The following is a 25,118-nucleotide window of genomic DNA, read 5'->3' as shown; positions in this document are numbered from 1 at the left end:
GGCCCATGTGGTTCGAAGAAGGTGCTACAACCGTCTTCCCAAGCCATGGCCGTCACGGCGTATGGGTCCTGGCTTTCGCCAGGACGACGCTGGATAAAACTGTTTAGATGACAAAACCCCTCGCCAACCGCATCGCTCTCGTCACCGGCGCCTCGCGGGGCATCGGCTACGCCACCGCAATCGCGCTGGCGAAAGCCGGCGCGCACATCGTCGCGGTCGCGCGCACGCAGGGCGGGCTGGAAGAGCTCGACGACGAGATCCGGAAAGCTGGCGGCAGCGCCACGCTGGTGCCGCTCAACCTTACCGATTTCGACGGTATCGCGCGGCTCGGCGCTGCGCTCCATGAGCGCCACGGCAAGCTCGACATTCTCGTCGGCAACGCCGGCGTGCTCGGCCCCTCCTCGCCGCTCGGCCATATCGAGCTGAAGACCTTCACCGACGTGATGGCGATCAACGTCTCGGCAAACTTCCAGCTCATCCGCTGCATGGAGCCGCTGCTGAAACAATCCGACGCCGGCCGCGCGGTGTTCATCACTTCGGGCGCAGCCAACAAGGCGACCGCCTATGTCGGCCCCTACGCCGCCTCCAAGGCCGCGCTGGAAACGCTGGCGCGCGCCTGGGCGCAGGAGACCGCGAGCACGAAGCTGCGCGTCAACCTGTTCAACCCGGGTCCGATCCGCACCCGCATGCGCGCCACCCTGATGCCGGGCGAGGATCCCTCGACGCTCGACGCGCCCGAGCAGGCCGCCGAGTTCATCGTGCCGATGTGCGCGCCAGACTGGGCGGAAACCGGCAAATTCTACGACTACAAGACGCGCACGCTGATGAGCTTCCGGCCGCCGGCCTGACGCCCGCCGCATCGCCTCGCGCGGCAGTGGCAAGACGGATTGATGAAATTTAAGTCAGCGGCGGGGCGACCGGGTTAACCGATCGGCCCGACCGCTACGTTTAGCGCATTGCCGCAAGCATCAGGACAGGCTATCGGGAATCCAAGGTCGTGACCCGATCGCGCCGCAGGTCAAAAGCCCCGATCAAGAGGGCTTGTCCCGGCATAACAATTGGAGGGAATACAATGAAAAATATGCGCGCGTGGCGCTATGCCGCGCTGTTGACCTGTGCCGGCCTCGGCTTCGCCACCTCAGCTTCCGCCCAAGACAAGAACGTGAAGATCGGCGTGTTGAACGACATGTCGAGCCTCTATGCCGACATCGGCGGTCCAAACTCAGTGGCGGCGATCAAGATGGCGGTCGAGGATTCCGGCCTGCCCGCCAAGGGCTGGAAGATCGAGGTCGTGAGTGGTGATCACCAGAACAAGCCTGATATCGGCGTCAACATCGCGCGGCAATGGATCGATGCCGACAAGGTCGACGTCATCGCCGACACTCCCAACTCCGGCGTCGCGCTCGCGGTGAGCAACGTGGTCAAGGAGAAGAACTCGGTCCTGCTGAATTCGGGCGCCGCCACAGCCGACCTGACCGGCAAGGCGTGTAACGCCAATACCATCTCATACACCTATGACACCTACATGCTCGCCAACGGCACCGGCAAGGCGCTGACGAAAGCGGGCGGCGATACCTGGTTCTTCCTGACCGCCGACTACGCCTTCGGCCACGCCCTCGAGCGCGACACCAGCGCGGTCGTCACCGCCAATGGCGGCAAGGTGCTCGGCGGCGTCAAGCATCCGCTGAACACGGCGGATTTCTCATCCTTCCTGCTCCAGGCGCAGTCGTCCAAGGCGAAGGTTGTCGGCCTTGCCAATGCCGGCGGCGATACCACCAATTCGATCAAGCAGGCCGCCGAGTTCGGCATCGTGCAAGGCGGCCAGAAACTCGCGGCGCTCTTGCTCTTCATCACCGACGTGCATTCGCTCGGCCTGAAGACGGCGCAGGGCCTCACCTTCACCGAGTCCTTCTATTGGGACCTTAACGACAAAACCCGTGAATGGTCGAAGCGTTTCCAGAAGGTCTCGCCCAAGAACGCGATGCCCTCGATGACGGTGGCCGGCAACTATGCGGCCGTTCTTCACTATCTGAAGGCACTTGAAGCGCTCGGCGGCAATCCGCATGACGGCGCAAAGGTCGTCGCCAAGATGAAGGAGCTGCCGACCGACGATCCGCTGTTCGGCAAGGGCCCGCTGCGTGCCGACGGCCGCCGCCTCATTCCGGCGTATCTGTTCGAAGTGAAGAAGCCGGAAGAGTCGAAAGGCCCTTGGGACTACTACAAGCTGATCGCCACCATCGCACCGGAAGACGCCGCCAAGCCGCTCGAAGCGAGCGAGTGTCCGCTGGTGAAGAAGTAATTGAGCTGCTGCAGGGTGGGCAAAGCGTAGCGTGTGCCCACCACTTCTCTTGCGATCGCGGATAGATGGTGGGCACGGCGCAAGAGCGCCTTTGCCCACCCTGCGAAGCTATCGCCTCGAATCTATTGCCTAACTCGCCTCGCCACTCACGACGGCCGCTTGCGCTTGTGCGCAAACGGGTTGGCCTTTTCGCGTAACGTGATCCGGACCGGCGTGCCCGGCAGCTCGAAGGCGTCGCGCATGGAGTTGGTGAGGTAGCGCAAATAGGCCTGAGGCACGGCGTCGGCGCGCGAGCAGAACAGCACGAAGCTCGGCGGACGCGCCTTGGTCTGGGTGATGTAGTTGAGCTTCAGCCTGCGCCCCGAAACCGCCGGCGGCGGATTGGCCTGGATCGCCTGCTCGAACCAGCGGTTCAGCGCCGAGGTCGGCACGCGCCTGTTCCAGACCGCATAGGCGTCCTGGATCGCCTGCATCAGGCGGTCGATACCTTCCCCCATCAGGCCGGAGACGGCGACGATCGGCACGCCCTTGACCTGCGGCAACCAGTGATCGGCATCGCGGCGCAGGTTGGAGATAGCACCGCCGCCCCTGCTCTCCATCAGGTCCCATTTGTTGACCGCCAGCACGACGGCGCGGCCCTCGCGCTCGATCAGGTCGGCGATGCGCAGATCCTGCTCCTCGAAGCGGTGCTGCGCGTCCATCATCAGCACCACGACCTCGGCAAAGCGCACGGCACGCAAGGCATCGGCAACCGAGAGCTTCTCCAGCTTCTCCTCGATGCGCGAGCGGCGGCGCAGGCCCGCGGTATCGAACACCCGGAAATCGCGCCCCTTCCAGCTGATCTCGACCGCGATGGAGTCGCGCGTTGTGCCTGCCTCCGGGCTGGTCAAGAGGCGCTCCTCGCCGAGCAGATGGTTGATCAGCGTCGACTTGCCGGCGTTGGGGCGGCCGACGATCGCAACCCGGATCGGACGCCTGGCGGCCTCCTCCTCGGACAGCTCCTCCTCGTCCTCGACCTCATCCTCGTCAGGCGGCTCCGGCATCACCCTGCTCAGGGCATCGTAGAGCTCGCCCATGCCCTCGCCGTGCTCGGCGGAAATCTGGATGGGGTCACCGAGCCCCAGCGCAAAGGCTTCCATCGCACCGGCATCGCCGTGCTTGCCCTCGCTCTTGTTGGCAACCAGCAGGACCGGCTTGTTGGCGCGGCGAGCGAAATCGGCAAAGGCGCGATCGGTCGGCGTGAGGCCGACGCGCGCATCGATGACGAAGAACAGTGCGTCGGCCTGCGCGATCGCGGCCTCGGTCTGCTCCTGCATCCGCGCGGTCAGCGAGCCCTTGGCACCTTCGTCGAGACCGGCCGTGTCGATGATCGTGAATGCGAGATCGCCGAGCTTGGCATCGCCCTCGCGGCGGTCACGGGTCACCCCGGGCAGGTCATCGACGAGCGCGAGCTTCTGTCCCACTAGGCGGTTGAACAGCGTCGATTTTCCGACATTGGGTCGGCCGATGATGGCGATCGTAAAGGACATTGGTCATTCGTGCGCTGCCGGGGCGGCGCCTGTCAATGCAGTGAAAAATGTCAGCGCGTGAAACTGCCGCTCGGCATCGGCGCCGGGAAAGCTCCCTGCGACTGCTGCTGCGTGCTCTGCGTCGATTGCGCGGGTTGGGTGGTCTGATCCTGGTCCGGCGGCGGCGCGGTGGTGCGCTTGCGGACGATCTTCTGCTTCGGCGGCGGTGCCGCGGGGGGTGGCGCCGCTTCGGGCTGGGCCTCGCCATCGACTTCGCCAGCCGGCGCCTCGGCCGGCGCAGCAGCGGTTGCCGCCGGATGCCGGGTCTTCTTCGACTTCGCGGCCTTGGCAGATTTCGGCGGCTCGGGCGGCGGTGCTGCGGCAGCAGCCGCAACGTCCGCATTCTGCTGGTCCTGTGGCTGCTGCGCGCCCTTGTAGAGATCCCTCGGCACGCCCTGCTCCAGGCCCGGCACGCCCTCAGGGAAGACCGGCTTGCGATCGCCCGGCAGCTTCTTCTTGGTGTCGAGCCAGTCCATGAGGTCGCTCGGATCGAACCCGCCGCTCGAGCAGCCGCCAAGCAGGCCTGAGAAGGCGATCAGAACAGCAGCTGCGATCAAACGTTGCGTACGGCGCATCTCAGGTCTCGTCCAACTATTCTCGCAACTATTCTTGGGCCGTCAGCTCTTGGCGACCGGCGGCAGCAGAGCCTGCAGGGCCTCGGCGCGCGAGCGCAGGCCCTGCGGGGTTTCGCCATCCTCGGCAATCGCATCCAGCCATTTGCGTGCGGTGGCCGCGTCGCCATTGCGCCAGGCCGACAGGGCCAGCATTTCACGTGCGCTATGGCGGAAGGTCGAGCCGGCCGCGGCGGATGCCTCCAGCCGCTGCTGGATGTCGGCGTAGGGAGCCGTGTCGATCAGAAGTCCTGCGGCACGGAGCTTTGCGAGCGCCTGCTGCTCGGAGCCAGCGCTGCTGTCGGCCGCGATATCGTCATACATCTTCACGGCGGCCTTGGGGTCGCGCGCGGCGGCCTCAGCCGCGGCGCGCAGGCGCGCCAGCGTACGGTAGCCCCGAGGTGCCCTGGCCGCGAGCTCAGTGAAAGCCGCCTCGGCCTCGGCATGCTTGTTCTGGTCGGATAGCTCCACGGCCTTCTCGAAGGCGGCACCGGCCTCGGCGGCCTTCTTGGCCTCCAGGTACTGGTAACCGCGCCAGCCGCCGACTGCGGCCACAACCAGCACCATCAGGGCGATGAAGTAGATCGAATACTTGTCCCACAGCTTCTTGAGCTGTTCGCGACGTACTTCCTCGTCGACTTCGTCAAATAATTCAGACACTTATGCTAATCCCATGCCCGGCCGGGAGCGCGCGCCGTAGCGTTCGCGTCAGGAATCCCGTCCCCGCGTGGCGGCTGCGATACGCTATCGATATGGCGGTGGCAAGGCAAAGCGAGCCGGATCAAGGCGTTAACCCTCCGCCTCGGCCCCTACCGGGTTCCGGCGGGGGTCAATATCCGGCCAGTATCTCCCGCAACTGCCGCTTGAGCACCTTGCCATTTGCGTTGCGCGGCAGCGGCTCGGCTGTGAGGACAATCGTCTCCGGCACCTTGTAGTCGGACAGCCGCTCGGCGCACCAGGCGCGCAGCGCCTCTCCTGCAACCGCCTCACGCGTGACGACCACGGCATGGACGCGCTCGCCGAGCACCGGGCACGGCTTTGCGATGATCGCGCTCTCGACCACGGACGGATGTCCGGCCAGCACGGATTCAACCTCGGCGGAATAGATCTTGAGGCCGCCGCGGTTGATCATGTCCTTCTGGCGGTCGAAGACGCGGACGAATCCGTCGGGATCGACCGATCCGAGATCGCCGGAGTGCCAGAAGCCGCCGGTAAAGCTCTCGGCCGTCGCCTTCGGATTGCTCCAGTAGCCCTTGATCACGGACGCGCTTCCAATCCAGAGTTCGCCGATCTCGCCACGCGGCAGTTCGTGTCCCTCTGTGTCAACTGCGACGATCCGCGCACCCGGACAGGGCAAGCCGACGCTGTCGATGTGACGTGCGGTGAGCTCGCCCGGCATGATCGTCGACGGCGATGTGGTCTCCGTCGCCCCGTAGCAATTCATCAGCTTCAGGCCGGGAATTTTTGCGTTCAGCTTCTCGATGGTCGCGATCGGCATCGGCGCGCCGCCAAAGCCGCCGATGCGCCAGCTCGAGAGATCGTAGCTGTCGAAGTCCGGCTGCAGCAGACAGAGATTGTACATTGCCGGCACCATCACCGTGTAGGTCACGCGCTCGCGCGCGGCGAGCTTGAGATAGTCGGCCGTCTTGAATTCCGGCATGATGATCAGCGTGCCGGCGCAGCGGACCATCGTCGTGATATTGGCAACGATGCCGGTAACGTGGCCGAGCGGCACCGCAGCGATCGAACGATCGGCTGGGCTGAGCTTCAAGCAGGACACGAAGACCATCGAGGAATGGATGATGTTGCAGTGGGCCAGCATCGCGCCCTTCGGCTTGCCGGTGGTGCCGGACGTGTAGAGGATCATCGCAATGTCCTCTTCGCCGACATCCGCCGGCGCATCCGCAGGCGCGTGATCGCCAAACTCTGACAAGCGCGATAAACCCACGTCATCGTCGACCGCGATACGATGCGCGACATCGGGGACGTCGCGCGGCTCCGGGAGACGATCGGCAAGCGCCGCCTCGTGGATCAGGACCTTGGCGCCGCAGTCGGCTAATACATAGGCGATCTCAGGTTTCTGCTGTCGCGTGCTCAGCAGAACGGTGACAAGGCCCTCATGCGCCGCGGCAAACAGCATCAACGGAAATTCGATGCGGTTGCCAAGCAGGAGCGCGATGCGGTCGCCACGCTGCAGGCCCAGCCTGCGAAGTCCGACAGCTATACGTGCGGACTGATCGACGGTCTGCCGCCAGGTCAGTCTGGCGTTGCCGCAAATCAGCGCCTCACCGTCGGGATTGCGGTCGGCTGCGTCCGCGATCATCGCCCAAACGCTTGCCGGCCGCTCGCAAAATGCGCTCACCACGCGATCTCCGAAGCGCGCCTCGAGCCGCATCGGGGGAAGCTCAGATTGCGACCACTCCATCTGGTTTCTCCCGGCTTGTTGTTCTCTTCACCTTCCCTGCACGGACAGCCGGTCTCGTCTTGCGCTGATCGGCTAACCTCAAGCTCCAATCACGGGAACGCCAATCACGACAGGATGGAACGCGAAGGCGAGCGCCAGATAGGCGACGATACCTACCGCCATGGCGATGAGATCGTTGGTGACGCCGCCGACCGGAATTGGGGGACCGCCGGCATCCTTGCGATGCTTCAGCGAGATCCGGTCATACACTGCCCAACCCAGGAACGAGCCGAACAGGATGATGGAGCCGAGATCGCCGTTGGCCAAGAGATGCGCCGCCGCCCAAAGCTTGATGCCGGCGAGCATCGGATGCTTCAGCGTCGCATAGATTCGTCCGCGGATGTAGGATGCCGCAACCAGGATCACGGCCGGCAGCATCAGCGCGACAGTGATGTGCTTCATCGCCTTCGGCGGGTACCAGACGTCGATCCAGCCGGTCGCCCGATATTGGGAAAAGCCCCACACGATCAGTGCAAGGCCGGCCAGCGAGACCAGAGCATAGAGGATCTTGTAGGTACCCTCGCCCAGCCGCGCGATCGCCTGCGCGCGCGCCTCACGCTTGGTCGTAAATATGTGGGCCGCGAAAAACAGAGCCAGCCCCAGGATCATCACCAATAGACCCATGACGTCCTCCCCATCATTGGCGCCCCGCTATCGGGTATCACTTCAAGCCCGCCGCCCGCAATGCGTCATTCGCGGATCACTGCTGCGCTCCGGGCTTCTTCAGGTCGCGATTGTCGACGTATCGGATCGCGATCGGCCGCCCGGCCAGCGCCCCGGCAAAACCGTCAGTGAGCTTCAGCGGCAGGCAGGCGTTCAGCGACGCGTTGATGGCATCGAGGTACGTGGTTCGCGTGTCTGCCGACGCGCCCGCCGTTGCAAAGGTCAGGCGCGGCGGGCCGATCAGGCTGCCCGACCTGTTGAGGCTGAAACGCACCGACATCTGCATGCCCTCCCGCGCGCTATCGGCTGAGGGAGGCGACCAGCACGAGCGCAACTGGGCCATCAGGTCGCTGATCGTGTCGAGGTCATGATCCGGCTTCTGGTACTTCGCATTGTCGGCTTGCGATGGAACAGTCTCGACGGTGACCTGGAGCGTCTCGCCGAACGGAAAGGGTATCTCGGTGATGCAGGGCCCCTGAAATGGTCCGCCGCAAGGCTCGTAGGAAAAGGGCTCATAGAAGTACGGAATCGAATGGAAATGCCGGTACCGTGCGTCGGCAGAGACCGATGTTGCCGTCACCAGGAGCAGAATAAGGATGCAGCGCCACATGACCGCCAGACCGCAATGCCTCGTACTTGAAACGTGGCACCGGCCGTCGACGCGTCAAGCCCACCGGCGTTCACATGCGCGCGTTCAGTTCGGGTATGACAACGAAGAGTGGGCTGTGCCCTACCCCTTCTTCTTGACGTCCTTGACGTTGGCGAATTCGATACCCTCGGCGCGTTCCCGGGTATAGCCGAGATAGAACTCGTTCCGGGCCAGGTACACGGGATCGCCGTCGACATCGTCGGCGATGCTGGAGGTGTTCGCGGCGATGAAGGTGTCGAGCTTCTTGCGGTCGTCCGAGGAGACCCAACGCGCAAGCTGGAATTCGCTCACCTCGAACTCCACCGGCAACGAATATTCCGCCTCGAGCCGCGCCTTCAGCACGTCGAGCTGCAGCGCGCCAACGACGCCGACGAGCGCCGGCGCGCCGTCGCGCGGACGGAACACCTGAACCACGCCCTCTTCCGACATCTGCTGAAGCGCTTCCTTCAGCTTCTTTGCCTTCATGGCGTCTGTTAGCCGCACGCGGCGGACGATTTCCGGCGCAAAACTCGGCACGCCGACGAAGGTGAAATCCTCGCCTTCCGTCAGCGTGTCGCCGATGCGCAAGGTGCCGTGATTGGGAATGCCGACGACGTCGCCGGCGAAGGCTTCGTCGGCGACCGAGCGGTCCTGCGCAAAGAAGAATTGCGGGCTCGACAGCGGCATGCTCTTGCCGGTGCGCACGAGCTTGGCCTTCATGCCCCGGCTGAGCTTGCCCGAGCACAGCCGTGCGAAGGCGATGCGGTCGCGATGGTTTGGATCCATGTTCGCCTGGATCTTGAACACGAACGCGCTCATGCGCGGATCGGTTGCTTCGACCTTGCGCTGGTCGCTCTCCTGCGCGCGCGGCTCGGGCGCAAACTTGCCGAGGCCTTCCAGGAGGTCGCCGACGCCGAAATTGCGCAGCGCGCTGCCGAAATAGACCGGCGTCAGATGGCCCTCGCGGAATGCCCCGAGCTCGAACGGCTTGGAAGCCTCGGTGACGAGCTCAAGCTCGTCCTTCACCGCGGCGACATCGAGATTGGCGTTGAGCTTGGCCAGTTCCGCGATCTCGATCTGCTGGGCGGCGCCGGTCTTGGCTCCGCCGCCTTCGAGCAGACGCACGCCGCCATTGACGACGTCATAGGTACCGAGGAAGTCGCGGCCGCGACCGACCGGCCAGGTCATCGGCGTCGTGTCGAGCGCGAGTGTCTTCTCGATCTCGTCCAGGAGCTCGAAAACGTCGCGGCTCTCGCGGTCCATCTTGTTGATGAAGGTAATGATCGGGATGTCGCGGAGGCGACAGACCTCGAACAGCTTTCGCGTGCGCGCTTCGATGCCTTTCGCGGCGTCGATCACCATCACGGCGGAGTCGACCGCCGTCAGCGTGCGATAGGTGTCTTCCGAAAAGTCCTCGTGGCCGGGCGTATCCAGGAGGTTGAATACCAAGCCCTCGAACTCGAAGGTCATGACCGAGGTGACGACGGAAATGCCGCGCTCGCGCTCGATCTTCATCCAGTCCGAGCGCGTGTTGCGCCGCTCGCCCTTGGCCTTGACCTGGCCGGCAAGGTTGATGGCGCCGCCAAACAGCAGGAGCTTTTCGGTCAGCGTGGTCTTGCCGGCGTCCGGATGGGAGATGATCGCAAAGGTCCGTCGCCGCGCCACTTCAGCGGCAAGCGGGGAACGGGCCGGCGATTCGGTTGCAAGGGTCGTGTCGGACATGGCGGGAGCGTTTGGCAGGGAAAACCGGTGATATCAAGGGCCAATGACGCCTCCGATATGGGGATTCCGGCGCCGAAGCTCTACCCGTGAGGACCCCGGATCAGCGCAAAAGCTGCACCGCCCACCAGGAGAGTCCCGCGACGATCGCGGACGCCGGTATCGTGATCACCCAGGCGTAGACGATCGAGCTCGCCACGTTCCAGCGCACCGCCGAAACGCGGCGGGCGGCGCCGACACCGACGATCGCGCCGGTGATGGTGTGGGTGGTCGAGACGGGAACGCCGAGGAAGGTCGCCATGAACAGGGTTGCGGCACCGCCGGTTTCGGCACAGAAACCCTGCATCGGCGTCAGCTTGGTGATGCGCAGGCCCATGGTGCGCACGATCCGCCAGCCGCCCATCAGGGTGCCCATCGCCATCGCCGCCTGGCAGGACAACACCACCCAGAACGGTACGTAAAATTCCCCGCCCAGTTGGCCCTGCGAAAAGAGCAGGACGGCGATGATGCCCATCGTCTTCTGCGCATCGTTGCCGCCATGGCCGAGGGAATAAAGCGAGGCGGAGGCGAATTGCAGGATGCGGAAGGCGCGGTCGACGGCAAACGGCGTCGAGCGCACCGAGGCCCAGGAGACGATCGCAACCAGCATCATCGCGAGCAGGAAGCCGACCAGCGGCGAGAGCACGATCGCGAGCACGGTCTTCGTCAGCCCGCTCCAGACCGCGGCCGAAATCCCGGCCTTGGCCATGCCGCCACCGACGAGGCCGCCGATCAGCGCGTGCGACGACGACGACGGAATGCCGAGCGCCCACGTGACGATGTTCCAGACGATCGCGCCGACAAGAGCCGCGAAGATCACCTGGGCATCGACGATCGAGGGATCGATGATCCCCGTGCCGATGGTCTGGGCGACGTGCAGGCCGAACACCAGGAAGGCGACGAAATTGAAGAACGCGGCCCAGAACACCGCGAATTGCGGCCGCAGCACGCGGGTCGAGACGATGGTGGCGATCGAATTGGCGGCGTCGTGCAGGCCGTTCAGGAAGTCGAACAGCAGCGCGACCGCGATCAATCCGACCAGGACGGGAAGACCCAACACGGCATCCACGGCAGCAGCCCCTGCTCTAAAGTTTGCGCATGATCCCCGCGCAAACGCGTGCCGCGTTTGTCGCGGGCGAAAACCGCAGCACACTTCTCCGGATCATGCGCTAGACCTGCTCGATGACGATGCTGTTGATCTCGTTGGCGACGTCGTCGAAACGGTCTGCCACTTTCTCGAGATGGTCGTAGATCTCGACGCCCACGATGAAATCCATCGCGTTGCCGTCACGGTGCTTCAGGAACAGTTCCTTGAGCCCGATGTCATGGAGATCGTCGACCCGCCCTTCCAGCTTGGTCAGCTCTTCCGTGATCGCGGTCAGCATGGCGACGTTCTTGCCGATCTCCTGAAGCAGCGGCAGGGCGCGGCCGACCAAATTGGCGCATTCGATCAGAAGCCCTCCGATCTCGCGCATCGGCGGCTCGAAGGCGCGGACCTCGAACAGCATCACCGCCTTGGCGGTCTGCTGCATCTGGTCGATGGCATCGTCCATCGAGGTGATCAGGTTCTTGATGTCGCCGCGGTCGAACGGCGTGATGAAGGTGCGGCGCACCGCGGTCAGCACCTCACGCGTGATGTTGTCGGCATCGTTCTCGAACTGGTTGACGCGCTGGCAATAGACCGGCGTCTCCTCGCCGCCGTTCAGCATGCCCTGGAGCGCGATCGAACCCTGGATCACGGTCTGGGCATGGCGGTCGAACAGATCGAAGAACCGTTCCTCCTTGGGGAGGAAAGCGCGAAACCAACGCATCATGGGAATAACTGCCGGGTTGAGATTGGGCCGGTCGGAGGGACTGTCACCCAACTGTCATAGACCATTTTCGGGCCGCGCGCGTGCCACGTCACGCCGCCCGAAGCAGTTCATCCACCACTTTCAAAAGCCGGAGAAACAATCTTTGTATCAAAGACTTACAGAGATCTCCGGAAGTAATGCGCGATTTCTCCGACCATGCCGCGGCGGAAGGTGAGCACGCAGATCACGAAGATTGCGCCCTGAATCACCGTCACCCACTGACCATAGCTCGCCAGGTACTGCTGCATGGCGATGATCACGAAGGCGCCCACCACGGGTCCGAAAATGGTACCGAGACCGCCGACCAGCGTCATCAGCACGACCTCACCGGACATCGACCAGTGCACGTCCGTCAGCGAGGCGTTCTGCGCCACGAACACCTTCAGCGAGCCCGCAAAGCCCGCCAGCGTGCCCGAGAGGATGAAGGCCAGCAGCTTGTACTGATCGGTGCGGTAGCCCAGCGAGATCGCGCGCTGCTCGTTCTCGCGGATCGACTTCAAGACCTCGCCGAATGGCGAGTTGATGATGCGGTAGATCAGCAGGAAGCCGGCGAGGAAACCGACCAGCACCACGTAGTACAGCACCGTCGGCTTGGAGAGATCGAAGATCCCGAACAGATGGCCCTGCGGAATGCCCTGAATGCCGTCTTCGCCATGCGTGAATGGCGCCTGCAGGTAAATGAAATAGAGGAGCTGGGAGAGCGCCAGCGTGATCATCGAGAAGTAGATGCCCTGGCGGCGGATCGAGATGTAGCCGGTCACGATCGAGAGCACGAAGGCCGCTGCGACGCCGGCGAGAATACCGAGTTCCGGCGGCAGCGCCCACACCTTCAGCGCATGCGCGCTGCAATAGCCGGCGGTGCCGAGGAACATCGCGTGGCCGAACGACAACAGACCGCCATAGCCGATCAGCAGGTTGAAGGCGCAGGCGAGCAGCGCGAAGCACAGCGCCTGCATCACGAAGAAAGGATAGATGCCGGTGAACGGCACGGCGGCCAGCGCCAGCGCCATGAACACGAACACGATCATCTCGTCACGCATCGCGCGTGCGGTCACCGGCAGGGTGTCGTCAGTCAAGGCTGTCATATCAGGCCGCCCTTCCCGTCAGTCCCGTCGGCTTCACGAGCAGCACCAGCACCATCAGCACGAACACGACGGTGTTGGAGGCCTCGGGGTAAAAATACTTGGTCAGACCTTCGATCACCCCGAGCGCGAAGCCGGTGATGATCGAGCCCATGATCGATCCCATGCCGCCGATCACCACCACCGCGAACACCACGATGATGAGGTCGGCGCCCATCAGCGGCCGCACCTGGTTGATCGGCGCAGAGAGCACGCCGGCGAGCGCGGCAAGGCCGACGCCAAGACCGTAGGTCAGCGTGATCATGCGCGGCACGTTGATGCCGAAGGCGCGTACCAGCGTCGGGTTTTCGGTCGCGGCGCGCAAATAGGCGCCGAGCCGGGTCTTCTCGATCAGGAACCAGGTCGCAAGGCACACCACCAGCGAGAAGACGACCACCCAGCCCCGGTACACCGGCAGGAACATGAAGCCGAGATTCATGCCGCCCTTGAGCTGATCGGGAATGGCATAGGGCAGGCCCGACGAGCCGAAATAATTCTGGAACACGCCCTGGATGATCAGGGCCAGACCGAACGTCAACAGCAGGCCATAGAGATGATCGAGCCCGGTCAGCCATTGCAGCATGGTCCGCTCCAGGATCATGCCGAAGATCCCGACCACGATCGGCGCGATAATCAATGCCGGCCAGTAGCCGATACTGAGGTAGTCGTTGTTCAGCAGGAAATACGCGACGAACGCGCCCATCATGTAAAGCGCGCCATGGGCGAAATTGATGATGTTCAGCATGCCGAAGATCACGGCAAGCCCAAGACTGAGCAGCGCGTAGAACGAGCCGTTGATCAGTCCCACCAGTAGCTGTGCATAGAGAGCCTGCATCGATCCCGCACCCGGTCCCTTCAGCGTTCCTCTTGTGGTTCGCCGGCATTGGCCGGCGAACCGCTATTGCTTCTTACTTCTTCAACAGCGCGCACTTGCTTTCGGACAGCGGGGTGAAGGCCTGATCGCCCGGCACCGTACCGACGAGCTTGTAGAAGTCCCAGGGTGCCTTGGATTCGGAAGGCTTCTTCACCTCGAACAGATAGGCGTCGTGGATGGTGCGGCCGTTCGGCTGGATCTCGCCCTTGCCGAACAGATCATCCTCGGTCGGCATCGACTTCATCTTGTCGACAACCTTGACGCCGTCATGCGGATTGCCGCCGAGCGCTTCCAGCGCCTTGAAGTAATGACGCAGGCCCGAATAGACGCCGGCCTGCACCATGGTCGGCGGTGCGCCGTTCTTCATCTTCGCCGCGAAGCGCTTCGAGAAGGCGCGGGTCTGGTCGTTCATGTCCCAGTAGAAGGTCTCGGTGAAGTTGAGGCCCTGCGCGGTCTCGAGGCCGATCGCCTTGACGTCGGTGAGAAACAGAAGAAGCGCGGCGAGCTTCTGGCCGCCCTTGGTGATGCCGAACTCGGCCGCCTGCTTGATCGTGTTGGTGGTGTCGCCGCCGGCATTGGCAAGGCCGATGACCTTGGCCTTGGACGATTGCGCCTGGAGCAGGAAGGAGGAGAAGTCCGGCGTGTTGAGCGGATGCTTGACGCCGCCGACGACCTTGCCGCCATTGGCCAGCACCACCGCCGTGGTGTCGCGCTCGAGCGCCGCGCCGAAGGCGTAGTCGGCGGTCAGGAAGAACCAGGTGTCGCCACCGGCCTTCACCAACGCCTGGCCCGTGGTGTGGGCGAGCATGTAGGTGTCGTAGGTCCAGTGCACGGTGTTGGGCGAGCACTGCGCGTTGGTGAGATCGGAGGTCGCGGCGCCCGAATTGATGTAGACGCCGTTCTTCTCCTTGATCACGTTGTTGACGGCAAGCGCGACGCCGGAATTCGGCACGTCGACGATGACGTCGACCTTGTCGACGTCGAACCATTGCCGCGCGATCGCGGTGCCGATGTCGGGCTTGTTCTGATGATCGCCGGAGATGATGTCGATCTTCCAACCCTTGGCTACGAGGCCTGAGTCTTCGACCGCCATCTGCGCCGCAAGCGTCGAGCCAGGGCCACCGAGATCGGCGTAGAGACCGGACTGATCGGACAGCGCACCGATCTTGACGGTCTTGTCCTGCGCACAAGCCGCGCCCACCGCGGTGAGCGACAACGCGGTGCCGAGCAGAAATGACGCTATCGACGTGGTTTTCATGCAACTTTCCCTTTTTGAAGTTTCTCGTTGGCGGTTCTAGACGCCGAGGTAGGCGTGGAGCTTGTCCATATTGGCGGCAAGCTCCGCATTGGAAAATCCGTCAATGATCTTGCCGTGCTCTACGACATAATAGCGGTCGGCGACGGTCGAGGCGAAGCGGAAGTTCTGCTCGACCAGGAGAATGGTAAAACCCTCTTTCTTCAGCCGCGCGATGGTGTGGCCGATCTGCTGGATGATGACCGGCGCCAGACCCTCCGTCGGCTCGTCCAGCATCAGGAAGCTCGCGCCGGTGCGCAGGATGCGCGCGATGGCCAGCATCTGCTGCTCGCCGCCGGAGAGCTTTGTTCCCTGGCTGTTGAGACGTTCCTTCAGGTTCGGAAACAGCTCGAATATCTGGTCGAGCGATAGCCCCCCTGCCCGCACGATCGGCGGCAGCAAGAGGTTCTCGCGCACGTCCAGGCTTGCGAAGATGCCGCGCTCCTCGGGGCAGAAGGCAATGCCCATCCGAGCAATCCTGTCGGACGTCGCGCGGATGATCTCCTGGCTGTTGAAACGAATCGAGCCGGCGCGCTTGCCGATGATGCCCATGATCGACTTCAGCGTGGTCGTCTTGCCGGCGCCGTTGCGCCCGAGCAGCGTGACGACCTCACCAGCGTTCACGTCGAAATTGATCCCGTGAAGGATGTGAGACTCGCCGTACCAAGCCTCCAGGTTGCGCACCTGGAGGATGTTACCACCGCTCGTCGCAGCCCTTGCCGGTGCCTCGGCGATCGCTGTGTCAGGCATGACCGGCTCCCAGATAGGCTTCCTTGACGCGCTCGTCCTTGGTGAGCTCGCTATAGTGGCCTTGCGCAAGCACCTGCCCACGCGTCAGCACGGTAATGATGTCGGACAGATTGGCCACGACGCTCAAATTATGCTCGACCATCAGGATGGTATATTTCGCGGAGATGCGCTTGATCAGCGCCGCGATCTTGTCGATGTCCTCGTGGCCCATACCGGCCATCGGCTCGTCCAGCAGCATCATCTCGGGGTCGAGCGCGAGCGTGGTTGCGATCTCGAGCGCGCGCTTACGCCCGTAGGGCATCTCGACCGCGGGCGTATTGGCAAACTCGCTGAGGCCGACATCGTTCAACAGCTCGCGCGCCCGATCGTTGAAGCGGTTGAGCACGGATTTGGAGCGCCAGAAATCGAACGAGCTGCCGTGCTGGCGCTGAAGGGCAACACGAACGTTTTCCAGCGCTGTGAGATGCGGAAACACCGCCGAGATCTGGAACGAGCGCACCAATCCCATGCGCGCGACGTCGGCCGGCGCCATCGCGGTGATATCCTGACCCTTGTAGAGGATTTTTCCGGCAGACGGTTTGAGGAACTTGGTCAGGAGATTGAAGCACGTGGTCTTCCCGGCCCCGTTCGGACCGATCAACGCGTGAATGCTCCCACGGCGGACCTTGAGGGCGACGTCGCGGACGGCGAAAAATCCCGCGAACTCCTTGGTCAGCCCTTCCGTTTCAAGAATGAACTCATCGGCCAAACAAATTTCCCCCTGCCCGCGCGACGCGCAGGCCGCGCGTGGCTTTGCTTGTTGCAATCGGCTTTCCGGAAGTCTTGGAGTCCTTTCCGGAACGCCGCCTCCGGCCGCGGAATATGCCGGAGGTGACGGGGGTTAGGCAAGGCGGAAAGCTGAGCAGGCGGAGCCGTCGACTACGGAATAGATGCTCCCTTAGTCGAAGCATCGATGTCGCACCCGCCGACGATCTTGCGCGCAAGACATCCGTCATCAAGCCGTCGTTAACGGTCTTTCGCAGACTCGGTCAGCCCTGCATGGAAAACCTTACCGCGCGCTGGATCATCCGCGTGTTTGCATTCGCGGGACTATCGTTTGGACTTCGAGATCACCCGCATCATCGCATCCGTGGAGACGATCAGCGACGACGGCAGCTTCGAGATCAAGAAACTGATGCGCGGAAGTGACGCGATGCCGGGCTCGAAGCTACGCGCACCTTTGCTCGCCTTTTAGCGCTTCCTGGAACCGACTTCCTTGGCATAGACATCCGGCTTGAACCCGACAAGGAGCTTGCCGGCCGTCTCGAGCACCGGCCGCTTGATCATCGAGGGTTGCGCCAGCATCAACGCGAGGGCCTTCTTCTCGTTGAGGCCTTCCTTGTCGCTCTCGGGCAACTTCTTGAACGTTGTGCCGGCACGGTTGAGAAGCGTCTCCCAGCCGACCTTGTCGGTCCACGCCTTGAGCTTCTCTTTCTCGACGCCTACGGCCTTGTAGTCGTGGAAATCATAGGACACGCCGTTGGAATCCAGCCAGGCGCGCGCCTTCTTCATGGTGTCGCAGTTCTTGATGCCATAAATGGTGGTGGGCAAGGCTGCTCCTCATGCATGGGTCGCGTGACGATGATTGGCGTTGTACGAAACTACGGCGCACCCCACAATATTCGGCAGCCAAGTTCGCCACACGGATTTCACCATGCACGTCAATCACGATTCCGCCGCCGCCGCGGCGCCGACCATCGACTTCGACACGTTTCTGAAGGTCGACATCCGCGTCGGCACCATCATCGACGCAAAACCGTTCCCCGAAGCGCGCAAGCCGGCCTGGCGATTGTGGATAGACTTCGGCCCGGTGATCGGCGTCCGCAAGAGCTCGGCACAAATCACCGAAAATCATCCGCTCGAAACGCTGGTGGGACAGCAGGTTGCAGCCGTCGTCAATTTTCCTCCGCGCCAGATCGGGCCGGTTGTTTCCGAGGTCTTGACGCTCGGCTTCCCCGACGCTGAAGGCAAAGTCGTGCTGATGCAGCCGGGCAAGCCCGTGCCGAACGGCGGCCGGCTGTTCTAGCCACCTCAATCCATCAGCCAACATCGTCTTCCGATGCGAGACGACGCCCCCCCGATCACTTGACGTCGCCGTTTGCTCGCGTTAAAAATGACTGACTGATCGTTTTTTATTACGCTGAGATGAGATCGAATTAAAGAGGACTTCCAACTCAAACGATCAGCTCGTCAGTTATTCTGTGAGCAAGCCGCTATGCCGAAGATCAGCGAGAGACAGCGTGAAAGCCGGCGCCAGCAGATTCTCGAGGCGGCCCTCACCTGCTTCTCCGAAAACGGCTTCCACCAGACCGGCATGGCCGACATCGTGAAACGGTCCGGGCTGAGTCACGGCGCGGTCTATCTCTACTTCCAGAGCAAGGACGATCTCATCGAAGCGCTGGCCGACGACCGGCATCGCCGCGAGGCCGTGATCAACTCGGTCGCGCAAGGGTCCGGCGATCCGCTGGAACGATTGCAGGCGCTGGTCCGCGCCTACGCGCAATGGCTCACCGATCCCGCCGGCGAGGCGCGCCGCCGTGTCGGAATCCATGGCTGGGCCGAAGCCCTGCGCAACCGCCGAGTCCGCGTCAGCGTCGTCGAAGGCATCGACATGCCGCGCGCGCTGATCGCCGCGCTGGTCGAGCGCGCCCAGCACGATGGCCTCATCAAGCGCGATCTCGGCGCGGATGCGATCGCACGCCTGCTGATCGCGATCTTCCAAGGCTTTGTGCTGCAAAAATGCTGGGGCGAAGAGCTCGACATCAAATCCTGCATGGCGGCCGTCACTGGCGTGATCGACGGCTTCCGTACGACCAAACCCGATGTCAAACGAAGGACCAAGGCCTGAACGATGTCCGCGATCCATGACCTGCTTGCTGGTGTCGGCGTTGGCCTCGTCGGGGGGCTGACATCGGGCTTCATGGGCACAAGCCCCGGCGGCGGTCTCGTGATCTTCTGCGTGCTGCTGCTCGGCGCGGAGCAGCACATCGCCCAAGGCACTTCGCTGATCGCCCAGGTGCCTCCCACGGGCCTCGCCGGCGTGCGCCGCTACTGGCAGAGCGGCAATCGCAGCCCGTTGCAATGGATCACCTGGATCGGCATCGGATTTCTCGTGGGTGGCGCGAGCGGCGGCTATGCCGCGGCCGCGGTATCCGACTCAGTCCTGCAATGGACCTACGTCGTCTACCTCATTGCGCTGATCGCAGCGCTTGTTCTGCGGCGTGACCGCAAGGACGCCGTTGGCGAGGTCGGCAATCCCGACACATTGCCCGCGCTCCCCCTGCTCCTCATCGGCGCGCTGGCCGGCTTTTCCTCCGGCTTCATGGGCATCGGTGGCGGCCTCGCGATCACGGTCGGCCTCGCCGCGGGCCTTCGCGTGCCGCAGCATCAGGCTCAACTCGTCAGCCTCGTCTTCTCGGTCATCCCGACCAACGTTCCGGCAGCCTGGATCTACTGGAGCAAGGGGCTCATGGTCGGCTGGCCCGCCATCCTCGGCATCCTTGCCGGCCTCTGGATCGGCACCGATCTCGGCGCACGCATGGCCAATGGGGTGAGCAAATCAGTGTTGCGACGGGTCATGATAGGGCTCGTCGCATTGATGGCGCTCTACATGACCCATAAGGCGCTGAGCTAGTTCACGGCCGCTTCGGAATGTTCAACCCGCGCTGCACGGCCGGGCGCGCAAGTCCCCGTTCGAGCCAGGCCGCGACCGCCTTGAACTTATTGAACTCGACGAGCTCGCCCGCGCCATAGAAACCGACGAGATTGCGGACCCAGCCCAGCATGGAGATGTCGGCAATCGTGTACTCTTCATCCATCACCCATTTCCGGTCGGCGAGATGCGTTTCCATGACGCCCAGCAGGCGCTTCGACTCGCCCACGTAGCGCTCGAGCGGCCGCTTGTCCTCAAAATCCTTCCCGGCGAATTTGTGGAAGAAGCCGACCTGGCCGAACATCGGCCCGATGCCGCCCATCTGAAAGTGCACCCATTGGATGGTCTGGTAGCGGCGCGCCGCGTCCTGCGGCAGAAGCTTGCCGGTCTTCTCCGCGAGGTATTGCAGGATCGCACCGGATTCGAACAACGGCAGCGACTTGCCGCCGGAGCCGTTGGGATCAAGGATCGCCGGGATCTTGCCGTTCGGATTGAGCGAAAGGAATTCCGCCGATTTCTGGTCATCCTTGCCGAAATCGATGAGATGGACCTCGTAAGGCAGCCCGATCTCCTCAAGCATGATCGAAACCTTGACGCCGTTCGGCGTCGGCAGGGAGTAGAGTTGAAGGAGTTCGGGATTCTTCGCGGGCCAACGCTTGGTGATGGGGAAGACTGAGAGATCGGACATCAGGACCTTGGATGCGTGTTTGAAGCGCATCTAATCTAGGCGCGGCGCAGAACAACGCAAGATCACAAGCTATGCCACCTGCACGTTCCGATCATGACGACGAAGTTCGGCGCGAGCCTGTCGGACGCATCTATGGCGGCAACGTCATCATCGCCGCGCTCGGCACCATCGCCTCATGTTGCAGCCGATACTCCATGAACCATTGCCCCGTCACCAGCAGCATCGCCGTAAAGGCGATCGCAAGCATCGCGGTCGCCAATTGGCTGACATCGTTCATTGCATTTGTCCCTCAGCAAAACTTGATCTCTAAACGTCGGTGCATTCACCAAGTTCCCTACTCCCAGGAAAAGATTGCCACTCTTTCCCGCCTCGAACACTGCGCGGGCGCTCTATTCCAAGGTCAGAGCGAGGGACCATTGAGCCACGCCCGCGTTGTCGGATGATGAACATCGAAAAGCGCGCCTTGCTGGATCACGCCGGACGTTGTCGCCGGGTCGCGGATGACCTCACCCACAACGAAGCCGCGCGACGGCTGCGGGCAATGGCTGAGGAGTATGAACACAGAGCTTCGAGGCTGGAGCACCAGGAAGATCAACTTCGGCAGCACCTCAAGCAGCGCCCTGCGCGTCCCGTCCGCACCGGAGATGACGGCGCTGATCGCTCTCAGTAGTTGATCTCCATCCGCAACCCACGCGGATCAGGATCTTCACCATCGAGGCATCTGGTGCTGTCGCGCGCGGCGATCGCGCAAGCACAGGCGTCAATCAGATCGTCACGTCCGATGCCGGTGCCGTGACGCTGTGTCAGCCATTTCCGGAGTTTGGCGAAGCCCTGTTGCTCAAGCAGCTTGATGCGCTGTTCGCGCCCGGTCGTTGACGTCTTTCGTTCCAGCCTGCGCTCGCCCGCGAGAGTCCAGAAGATCAACTCCGGATGCGCTTCGCCGATCGTCATCTGACGCTCCGGTGTCATGACGTCGTCGAGCTCCTTGATCTTGTCCCTGATGTTCCAGAGCTGGCACGACACGCCCTTGTCACCCTGCTCCCAATAATGCCGGTTCGCGGCTGCCATGTCCGCGAACGTCCAGAGATTGCGACGCGCGCCGAGGAAGACGGCAGCGCCGACCAGTTCACGTGCGCGAAGATCGCAGACGCGATAGCCTCTCATCTTCAATCCGATCGGCATGTCGATCATCGCCCGCTTGTGTGGGATGGCGAGCAAGCGCGTGAGCTCCGGCGCACAGTCGAAACCGTGATCGCCGCGCCCGTCGATCCAGGCTGCGACCCAGCCGAACCGAAAGCCGTCGAGGCCGAGATAGCTTGGCATCCTCTCTTCCGTCTGCTGCACGTCTTCGAGCACGCTTGACATCCGCAGGTTGCGGGCGTATGTCCCGCGCCCTCGCGAACACTTCCGTCCGCGAAAGGACCATGAATCCGCCGATGAACCATCGCTACGAAAGATTTGCACGACTGTCGAACGGTCTCGGACCGATCGATAGCGCATGCCCGGCTCATGGGAGCGATCTCGCCTGACCGCAAGATCGAAAGTCCGCTTCTCACGGACCCTCCCGAGCCAGCCGCTCCGGAGGGTTTTTTGTTGCCCGCCGCGCGGCCCGTTCGAACATCCCGGCATGGCCGGAACGGGAGACCCGGATCCCGGGGCTCGCGCTGGAGAGGCGCGCGCCCAAGCGCGCGGGGCCTGCCGGAGGGAACGAGGCGATGAGCCGGACACCGATGGCAGAGCGAACCTTGCAAGGGTTCGCAAGCAGCGGCGCGTCGACAGCGCCGCAATCAAGAATTTCATAGTCCGGTTTGCCGCGAACCTTCGCGGCTCAACCGACGCTGGTGGTGAAGACGTCGGATACTTCGCACGATGGAAGAGCGGGTGAGGAAAAACGCTACGCACCATCCCAACAAGCCGATATCAACCGTTCCCCAGCGTACCCATCAAGGGCCGATGCAAATGCACAGGCCTGGCGGTGATGAAGATGACTGTTACATCGGGTAGAGCGCCGTGCTGGTTTGCCGGAACGGAGGTCGCGGGTTCGTATCCCGCCGGCTGAAATGCCGTAGCTCAGACTCACAGCATCGCCCGTTCCCCGCCAACCTGATCACGATCCGTGGTGAAGATAGCTGTTACTTCGACTGATAATCGAGAGGTCGCGGGTTCGAATCCCGCCCGGTGTACCATGCACCGGTAGCTCAGTGGCCAGAGCGCTACCCGGCTTGCAGGGTAAGCTGCAAGCTGGGGTTTCAGCATCGCCTGTTCCCGGATCGTGTCATTCTCGTCCCCACCGCCGGTGGTGAAGAGCGCTGTTACTTCGGTGTCGGAGGTTCGAATCCTCCCGGACGCAAGTCCGTAGCTCAGTGGTAGAGCACGTCTGGCCCGCAAGGGCGGTTCAGCTCTCGTCTGTTCCCCGGCACCCGTTTCCATCCATCATCAACTCAAGAGGAGGCCGTCATGGTCAGGCTCAACAAGATCGTTCGCGCCTTCACGCATGAGGGCGCGCGTGCGACACGCTTCACGCCCGAGATGGAGCTGAAGCGCGCGCTGATGAACTGCCTCCTCTGGGAGGACCAGTTCTACGAGGACGGCGTTGCGATCGCCGACCGCATCAAGGCGCTCGTGCCAAAGGTCGCTCCTGCCCGCGTGGCGCAGCTCGCGATCGAGGCGCGCGAAGCCATGAAGCTGCGGCATGCACCGCTCCTCGTGGTTCGCGAGATGGCGCGTAGCGAGAAGCATCGTGCCCTCGTTGCCGACACGCTCGCGCAGGTGATCCAGCGTCCCGACGAGATGACGGAGCTTCTCGCGATCTACTGGGCGGACGCACTCGGCCCGCAGCAGCAGCGCAAGCGCCAGCCGATCTCCGCGCAGATCAAGAAGGGACTTGCCCGCGCGCTGACCAGGTTCGACGCCTATCAGCTCGCCAAGTACGACCGCGACGGCGCGGTGCGGATCAGGGACGTGCTGTTCCTGGTGCACGCCAAGCCGAAGGACGCCGCGCAGGAGAAGGTGTGGAAGCAGCTCGTCGATGGCGAGCTCGCCTCCCCCGACACCTGGGAGGTCTCGCTCTCGGCCGGAAAGAGCAAGCGCGAGAGCTTCGAGCGGCTGATCGCCGAGAAGAAGCTCGGCGGCATGGCCCTGCTGCGCAATCTGCGCCTGTTGCAGAATGCGCAGGTGCCGCCCGAGGTGATCGCGGGCGCGATCGAGGCGATGCGGACGGATCGTATCCTGCCCTATCGCTTCATCACGGCGGCGCGCTATGCCCCGGACTTCGAGCCCGAGCTCGAAGGTGCGATGCTGAAGTCGATCAAGGACCATGTGCGGCTGCCCGGCCGTACGCGACTCCTGATCGACGTGTCGGGCTCGATGTTCGCGGCCCTCTCCGCACAGTCGGAAATGACGCGCGCGGAGGCGGCGTGCGGGCTTGCGATCCTCGCCCGCGAGATCTGCGATGAGGTCGAGATCTTCACCTTCAGCAATGAAGTCGTGAAGGTCCCGCCGCGCCGCGGCTTTGCGCTCAGGGATGCGATCATCAACTCGCAGGCCCATAGCGGGACCTATCTCGGCAAGGCGGTATCCGAGATCGACCGCAAGGGCGACCGCCTGATCGTCTTCACCGACGACCAGAGCCACGACCGCGTGCCGGACCCTGCGGCGCGGGGAACGCTGGTCAATATCGCCTCGTATCAGCACGGCGTCGGCCACGACGGCTGGACTCGCGTCAACGGCTTCTCGGAGTCCGTAGTCGCGTGGATCGCGGCATCGGAGGCGACGCTGCACTGATGCGTCATACGAACGATCCGGACGCGGCCTGCCGCGCCCGGATCACTCGGTTTTACGAGCTTGCGCTCTTACGCTTCGCGTTCACCCGCGCGAGACAGCCTGGCGCGACTGCCGATCAACTTCAGCCAGGGCGCCAAATGGAAGGCGCTCATCAGCAGGTACATCGGGACCATTCCACCGAACGGCGACGTCCCCGCAGTCGAACACAACAAATCCGGCGACCCGCCGCCGAGCGCGGCCGTCAGCAGCGCCATGGTCCCGAAAGTGGGCGCGGCCGCGAGGCGCAGCCAATTGGCCGCGCCGATCGCCGCGGTCTTGCTCACGACTTTGCGCTCTGTTTCCGGAACGCCGCCTCTCCGGCGTCCGATACCTCGACCCATCTCTTGTCGGGCGCCGCACCCGCCTCGTAATTGTCATGCCAGTTCCACCACTTGTAGGTCGGCGTCTGAGGATAGCCTTCGGGCGAATCTTCCCACACCTCCTGCCGGCCGAGCGGGGTGATGTCGAGGTAGTTCCAGGTACCTCCCATCTGCTCGTCGCCGCGATTGTTGAGAAAATAGGTGCGGAAGATTTTGCTGCCGTCGCGGAAAAACACGTTGGTGCCGTGCCACTCGCCCACGCCGAAGTCGGCGTCGAAGCTGTCCGTGATCGTGTACCAGGGTATCTCCCATCCCATCCGCGCCTTGAGGCGCGCGATGTCCGCCTGCGGCGCACGCGAGACGAACACGAGCGTGGTATCGCGTGCGTTCAGATGAGCGAGATGGGCGACCTGGTCGGCCACCATGGAGCAGCCGCGGCAAGCATGATCGGGCCAGCCAAACACACCCGGCTCGAAAAAAGCGCGGTAGATGATGAGCTGACGGCGGCCCGCGAACAAGTCGAGCAAGCTCGCTTTGCCCTCCGGTCCCTCGAACGCGTAGCTTTTCTCCACCGCGAGCCACGGCATCCGCCGCCGCTCAGCGGCCAGTGCGTCACGGGCTCGGGTTGAAGCCTTCTCCTTGACGAGCAACCGCTGGCGCGCAGCTTCCCACTCCTGCGCCGAAACGACATGAGTCTGCATAGCTAGCCTCCTG

General features: G+C 63.3%; 27 protein-coding genes. 7 read left to right on the top strand and 20 right to left on the bottom strand.

Annotated features, from left to right (window positions below; translation table 11 throughout):
• Positions 1–107 precede the first annotated feature (107 nt).
• The gene (locus ACV1FX_RS20265; protein WP_473119321.1) at positions 108–848 is read left to right on the top strand and encodes an SDR family NAD(P)-dependent oxidoreductase; all 741 of its coding nucleotides are present in this window, start codon (positions 108–110) and stop codon (positions 846–848) included.
• Positions 849–1,072: 224 nt separating this feature from the next.
• Complete coding sequence (locus tag ACV1FX_RS20260; RefSeq protein WP_473119320.1) at positions 1,073–2,299, top strand: ABC transporter substrate-binding protein; 1,227 nt, start codon at positions 1,073–1,075, stop codon at positions 2,297–2,299.
• Between the two features lie 146 nt (positions 2,300–2,445).
• Here ACV1FX_RS20260 and der read toward each other — a convergent pair whose 3' ends face one another.
• The 14 genes from der to ACV1FX_RS20190 all read right to left on the bottom strand — a co-directional run bounded on the left by der (position 2,446) and on the right by ACV1FX_RS20190 (position 16,631).
• Positions 2,446–3,828 (bottom strand): ribosome biogenesis GTPase Der, encoded by a 1,383-nt coding sequence (gene der, locus ACV1FX_RS20255; protein ID WP_473119319.1) that lies wholly within the window; start codon positions 3,826–3,828, stop codon positions 2,446–2,448.
• A gap of 50 nt (positions 3,829–3,878) precedes the next feature.
• Complete coding sequence (locus tag ACV1FX_RS20250) at positions 3,879–4,442, bottom strand: hypothetical protein (RefSeq protein WP_473119318.1); 564 nt, start codon at positions 4,440–4,442, stop codon at positions 3,879–3,881.
• A 42-nt stretch (positions 4,443–4,484) separates the two neighbouring features.
• A complete protein-coding gene (locus ACV1FX_RS20245) occupies positions 4,485–5,138 on the bottom strand; it encodes a tetratricopeptide repeat protein (protein ID WP_473119317.1) in 654 nt (217 codons plus the stop codon).
• Positions 5,139–5,307: 169 nt separating this feature from the next.
• Positions 5,308–6,903, bottom strand: coding sequence for a class I adenylate-forming enzyme family protein (locus ACV1FX_RS20240; protein WP_473119316.1), 1,596 nt, complete (start codon positions 6,901–6,903; stop codon positions 5,308–5,310).
• A 78-nt stretch (positions 6,904–6,981) separates the two neighbouring features.
• Positions 6,982–7,566 carry an NnrU family protein gene (locus ACV1FX_RS20235; protein ID WP_473119315.1) on the bottom strand — a complete coding sequence of 195 codons (585 nt, stop codon included), beginning with the start codon at positions 7,564–7,566 and terminating at the stop codon, positions 6,982–6,984.
• A gap of 76 nt (positions 7,567–7,642) precedes the next feature.
• Complete coding sequence (locus tag ACV1FX_RS20230) at positions 7,643–8,215, bottom strand: hypothetical protein (protein WP_473119314.1); 573 nt, start codon at positions 8,213–8,215, stop codon at positions 7,643–7,645.
• Positions 8,216–8,335: 120 nt separating this feature from the next.
• Entirely contained in the window at positions 8,336–9,955 is a 1,620-nt protein-coding gene (locus ACV1FX_RS20225) for a peptide chain release factor 3 (protein ID WP_473119313.1), read from the bottom strand.
• Between the two features lie 100 nt (positions 9,956–10,055).
• Entirely contained in the window at positions 10,056–11,060 is a 1,005-nt protein-coding gene (locus ACV1FX_RS20220) for an anion permease (protein ID WP_473119312.1), read from the bottom strand.
• 100 nt (positions 11,061–11,160) lie between these two features.
• Positions 11,161–11,805: a DUF47 domain-containing protein gene (locus ACV1FX_RS20215; RefSeq protein ID WP_473119311.1), complete on the bottom strand. Its 645-nt coding sequence runs from the start codon at positions 11,803–11,805 to the stop codon at positions 11,161–11,163.
• Between the two features lie 155 nt (positions 11,806–11,960).
• Positions 11,961–12,929, bottom strand: coding sequence for a branched-chain amino acid ABC transporter permease (locus ACV1FX_RS20210; RefSeq protein ID WP_473119310.1), 969 nt, complete (start codon positions 12,927–12,929; stop codon positions 11,961–11,963).
• A gap of 1 nt (position 12,930) precedes the next feature.
• Positions 12,931–13,800 carry a branched-chain amino acid ABC transporter permease gene (locus ACV1FX_RS20205; protein ID WP_473119309.1) on the bottom strand — a complete coding sequence of 290 codons (870 nt, stop codon included), beginning with the start codon at positions 13,798–13,800 and terminating at the stop codon, positions 12,931–12,933.
• A gap of 73 nt (positions 13,801–13,873) precedes the next feature.
• Positions 13,874–15,097: an ABC transporter substrate-binding protein gene (locus tag ACV1FX_RS20200; protein WP_473119308.1), complete on the bottom strand. Its 1,224-nt coding sequence runs from the start codon at positions 15,095–15,097 to the stop codon at positions 13,874–13,876.
• Positions 15,098–15,133: 36 nt separating this feature from the next.
• Positions 15,134–15,883 (bottom strand): ABC transporter ATP-binding protein, encoded by a 750-nt coding sequence (locus tag ACV1FX_RS20195; protein WP_473119307.1) that lies wholly within the window; start codon positions 15,881–15,883, stop codon positions 15,134–15,136.
• Complete coding sequence (locus tag ACV1FX_RS20190) at positions 15,876–16,631, bottom strand: ABC transporter ATP-binding protein (protein ID WP_008551999.1); 756 nt, start codon at positions 16,629–16,631, stop codon at positions 15,876–15,878. Before ACV1FX_RS20190 ends, ACV1FX_RS20195 begins: the two co-directional genes overlap by 8 nt.
• 348 nt (positions 16,632–16,979) lie before the next feature.
• Here ACV1FX_RS20190 and ACV1FX_RS20185 point away from each other — a divergent pair, with 348 nt between their 5' ends.
• Positions 16,980–17,117 (top strand): hypothetical protein, encoded by a 138-nt coding sequence (locus tag ACV1FX_RS20185; protein ID WP_473119306.1) that lies wholly within the window; start codon positions 16,980–16,982, stop codon positions 17,115–17,117.
• Here ACV1FX_RS20185 and ACV1FX_RS20180 read toward each other — a convergent pair.
• Positions 17,114–17,473, bottom strand: a complete 360-nt coding sequence (locus ACV1FX_RS20180) for an ArsC family reductase (RefSeq protein ID WP_473119305.1) — start codon at positions 17,471–17,473, stop codon at positions 17,114–17,116. The two genes, ACV1FX_RS20185 and ACV1FX_RS20180, sit on opposite strands and share 4 nt — an antisense overlap.
• Positions 17,474–17,576: 103 nt before the next feature.
• Here ACV1FX_RS20180 and ACV1FX_RS20175 point away from each other — a divergent pair, with 103 nt between their 5' ends.
• The 3 genes from ACV1FX_RS20175 to ACV1FX_RS20165 all read left to right on the top strand — a co-directional run bounded on the left by ACV1FX_RS20175 (position 17,577) and on the right by ACV1FX_RS20165 (position 19,556).
• Positions 17,577–17,948, top strand: coding sequence for a tRNA-binding protein (locus ACV1FX_RS20175; RefSeq protein WP_473119304.1), 372 nt, complete (start codon positions 17,577–17,579; stop codon positions 17,946–17,948).
• 189 nt (positions 17,949–18,137) lie between these two features.
• Positions 18,138–18,770 carry a TetR/AcrR family transcriptional regulator gene (locus ACV1FX_RS20170; protein WP_473119303.1) on the top strand — a complete coding sequence of 211 codons (633 nt, stop codon included), beginning with the start codon at positions 18,138–18,140 and terminating at the stop codon, positions 18,768–18,770.
• A 3-nt stretch (positions 18,771–18,773) separates the two neighbouring features.
• Positions 18,774–19,556: a sulfite exporter TauE/SafE family protein gene (locus tag ACV1FX_RS20165; RefSeq protein ID WP_473119302.1), complete on the top strand. Its 783-nt coding sequence runs from the start codon at positions 18,774–18,776 to the stop codon at positions 19,554–19,556.
• A gap of 1 nt (position 19,557) precedes the next feature.
• Here ACV1FX_RS20165 and ACV1FX_RS20160 read toward each other — a convergent pair whose 3' ends face one another.
• The 3 genes from ACV1FX_RS20160 to ACV1FX_RS20150 all read right to left on the bottom strand — a co-directional run bounded on the left by ACV1FX_RS20160 (position 19,558) and on the right by ACV1FX_RS20150 (position 21,585).
• Positions 19,558–20,262 carry a glutathione S-transferase family protein gene (locus ACV1FX_RS20160; protein WP_473119301.1) on the bottom strand — a complete coding sequence of 235 codons (705 nt, stop codon included), beginning with the start codon at positions 20,260–20,262 and terminating at the stop codon, positions 19,558–19,560.
• 130 nt (positions 20,263–20,392) lie between these two features.
• The gene (locus ACV1FX_RS20155) at positions 20,393–20,539 is read right to left on the bottom strand and encodes a hypothetical protein (RefSeq protein ID WP_473119300.1); all 147 of its coding nucleotides are present in this window, start codon (positions 20,537–20,539) and stop codon (positions 20,393–20,395) included.
• Positions 20,540–20,925: 386 nt separating this feature from the next.
• Positions 20,926–21,585, bottom strand: coding sequence for a DUF429 domain-containing protein (locus ACV1FX_RS20150; protein ID WP_473119299.1), 660 nt, complete (start codon positions 21,583–21,585; stop codon positions 20,926–20,928).
• Positions 21,586–22,719: 1,134 nt separating this feature from the next.
• On the opposite strand from ACV1FX_RS20150, the gene ACV1FX_RS20145 reads away from it, so the two are divergent.
• Positions 22,720–24,045, top strand: coding sequence for a vWA domain-containing protein (locus ACV1FX_RS20145; protein WP_473119298.1), 1,326 nt, complete (start codon positions 22,720–22,722; stop codon positions 24,043–24,045).
• A 68-nt stretch (positions 24,046–24,113) separates the two neighbouring features.
• Here ACV1FX_RS20145 and ACV1FX_RS20140 read toward each other — a convergent pair whose 3' ends face one another.
• Together ACV1FX_RS20140 and ACV1FX_RS20135 are read right to left on the bottom strand one after the other, a co-directional pair.
• Positions 24,114–24,368, bottom strand: coding sequence for a hypothetical protein (locus ACV1FX_RS20140; RefSeq protein WP_473119297.1), 255 nt, complete (start codon positions 24,366–24,368; stop codon positions 24,114–24,116).
• Positions 24,365–25,105 (bottom strand): DUF899 domain-containing protein, encoded by a 741-nt coding sequence (locus tag ACV1FX_RS20135; protein WP_473119296.1) that lies wholly within the window; start codon positions 25,103–25,105, stop codon positions 24,365–24,367. Before ACV1FX_RS20135 ends, ACV1FX_RS20140 begins: the two co-directional genes overlap by 4 nt.
• Positions 25,106–25,118 lie beyond the last annotated feature (13 nt).

This window comes from Bradyrhizobium ingae (assembly GCF_055791185.1).
Note: the sequence above shows the minus strand (reverse complement) of the source record. Positions and strands in the feature narration are given on the sequence as shown.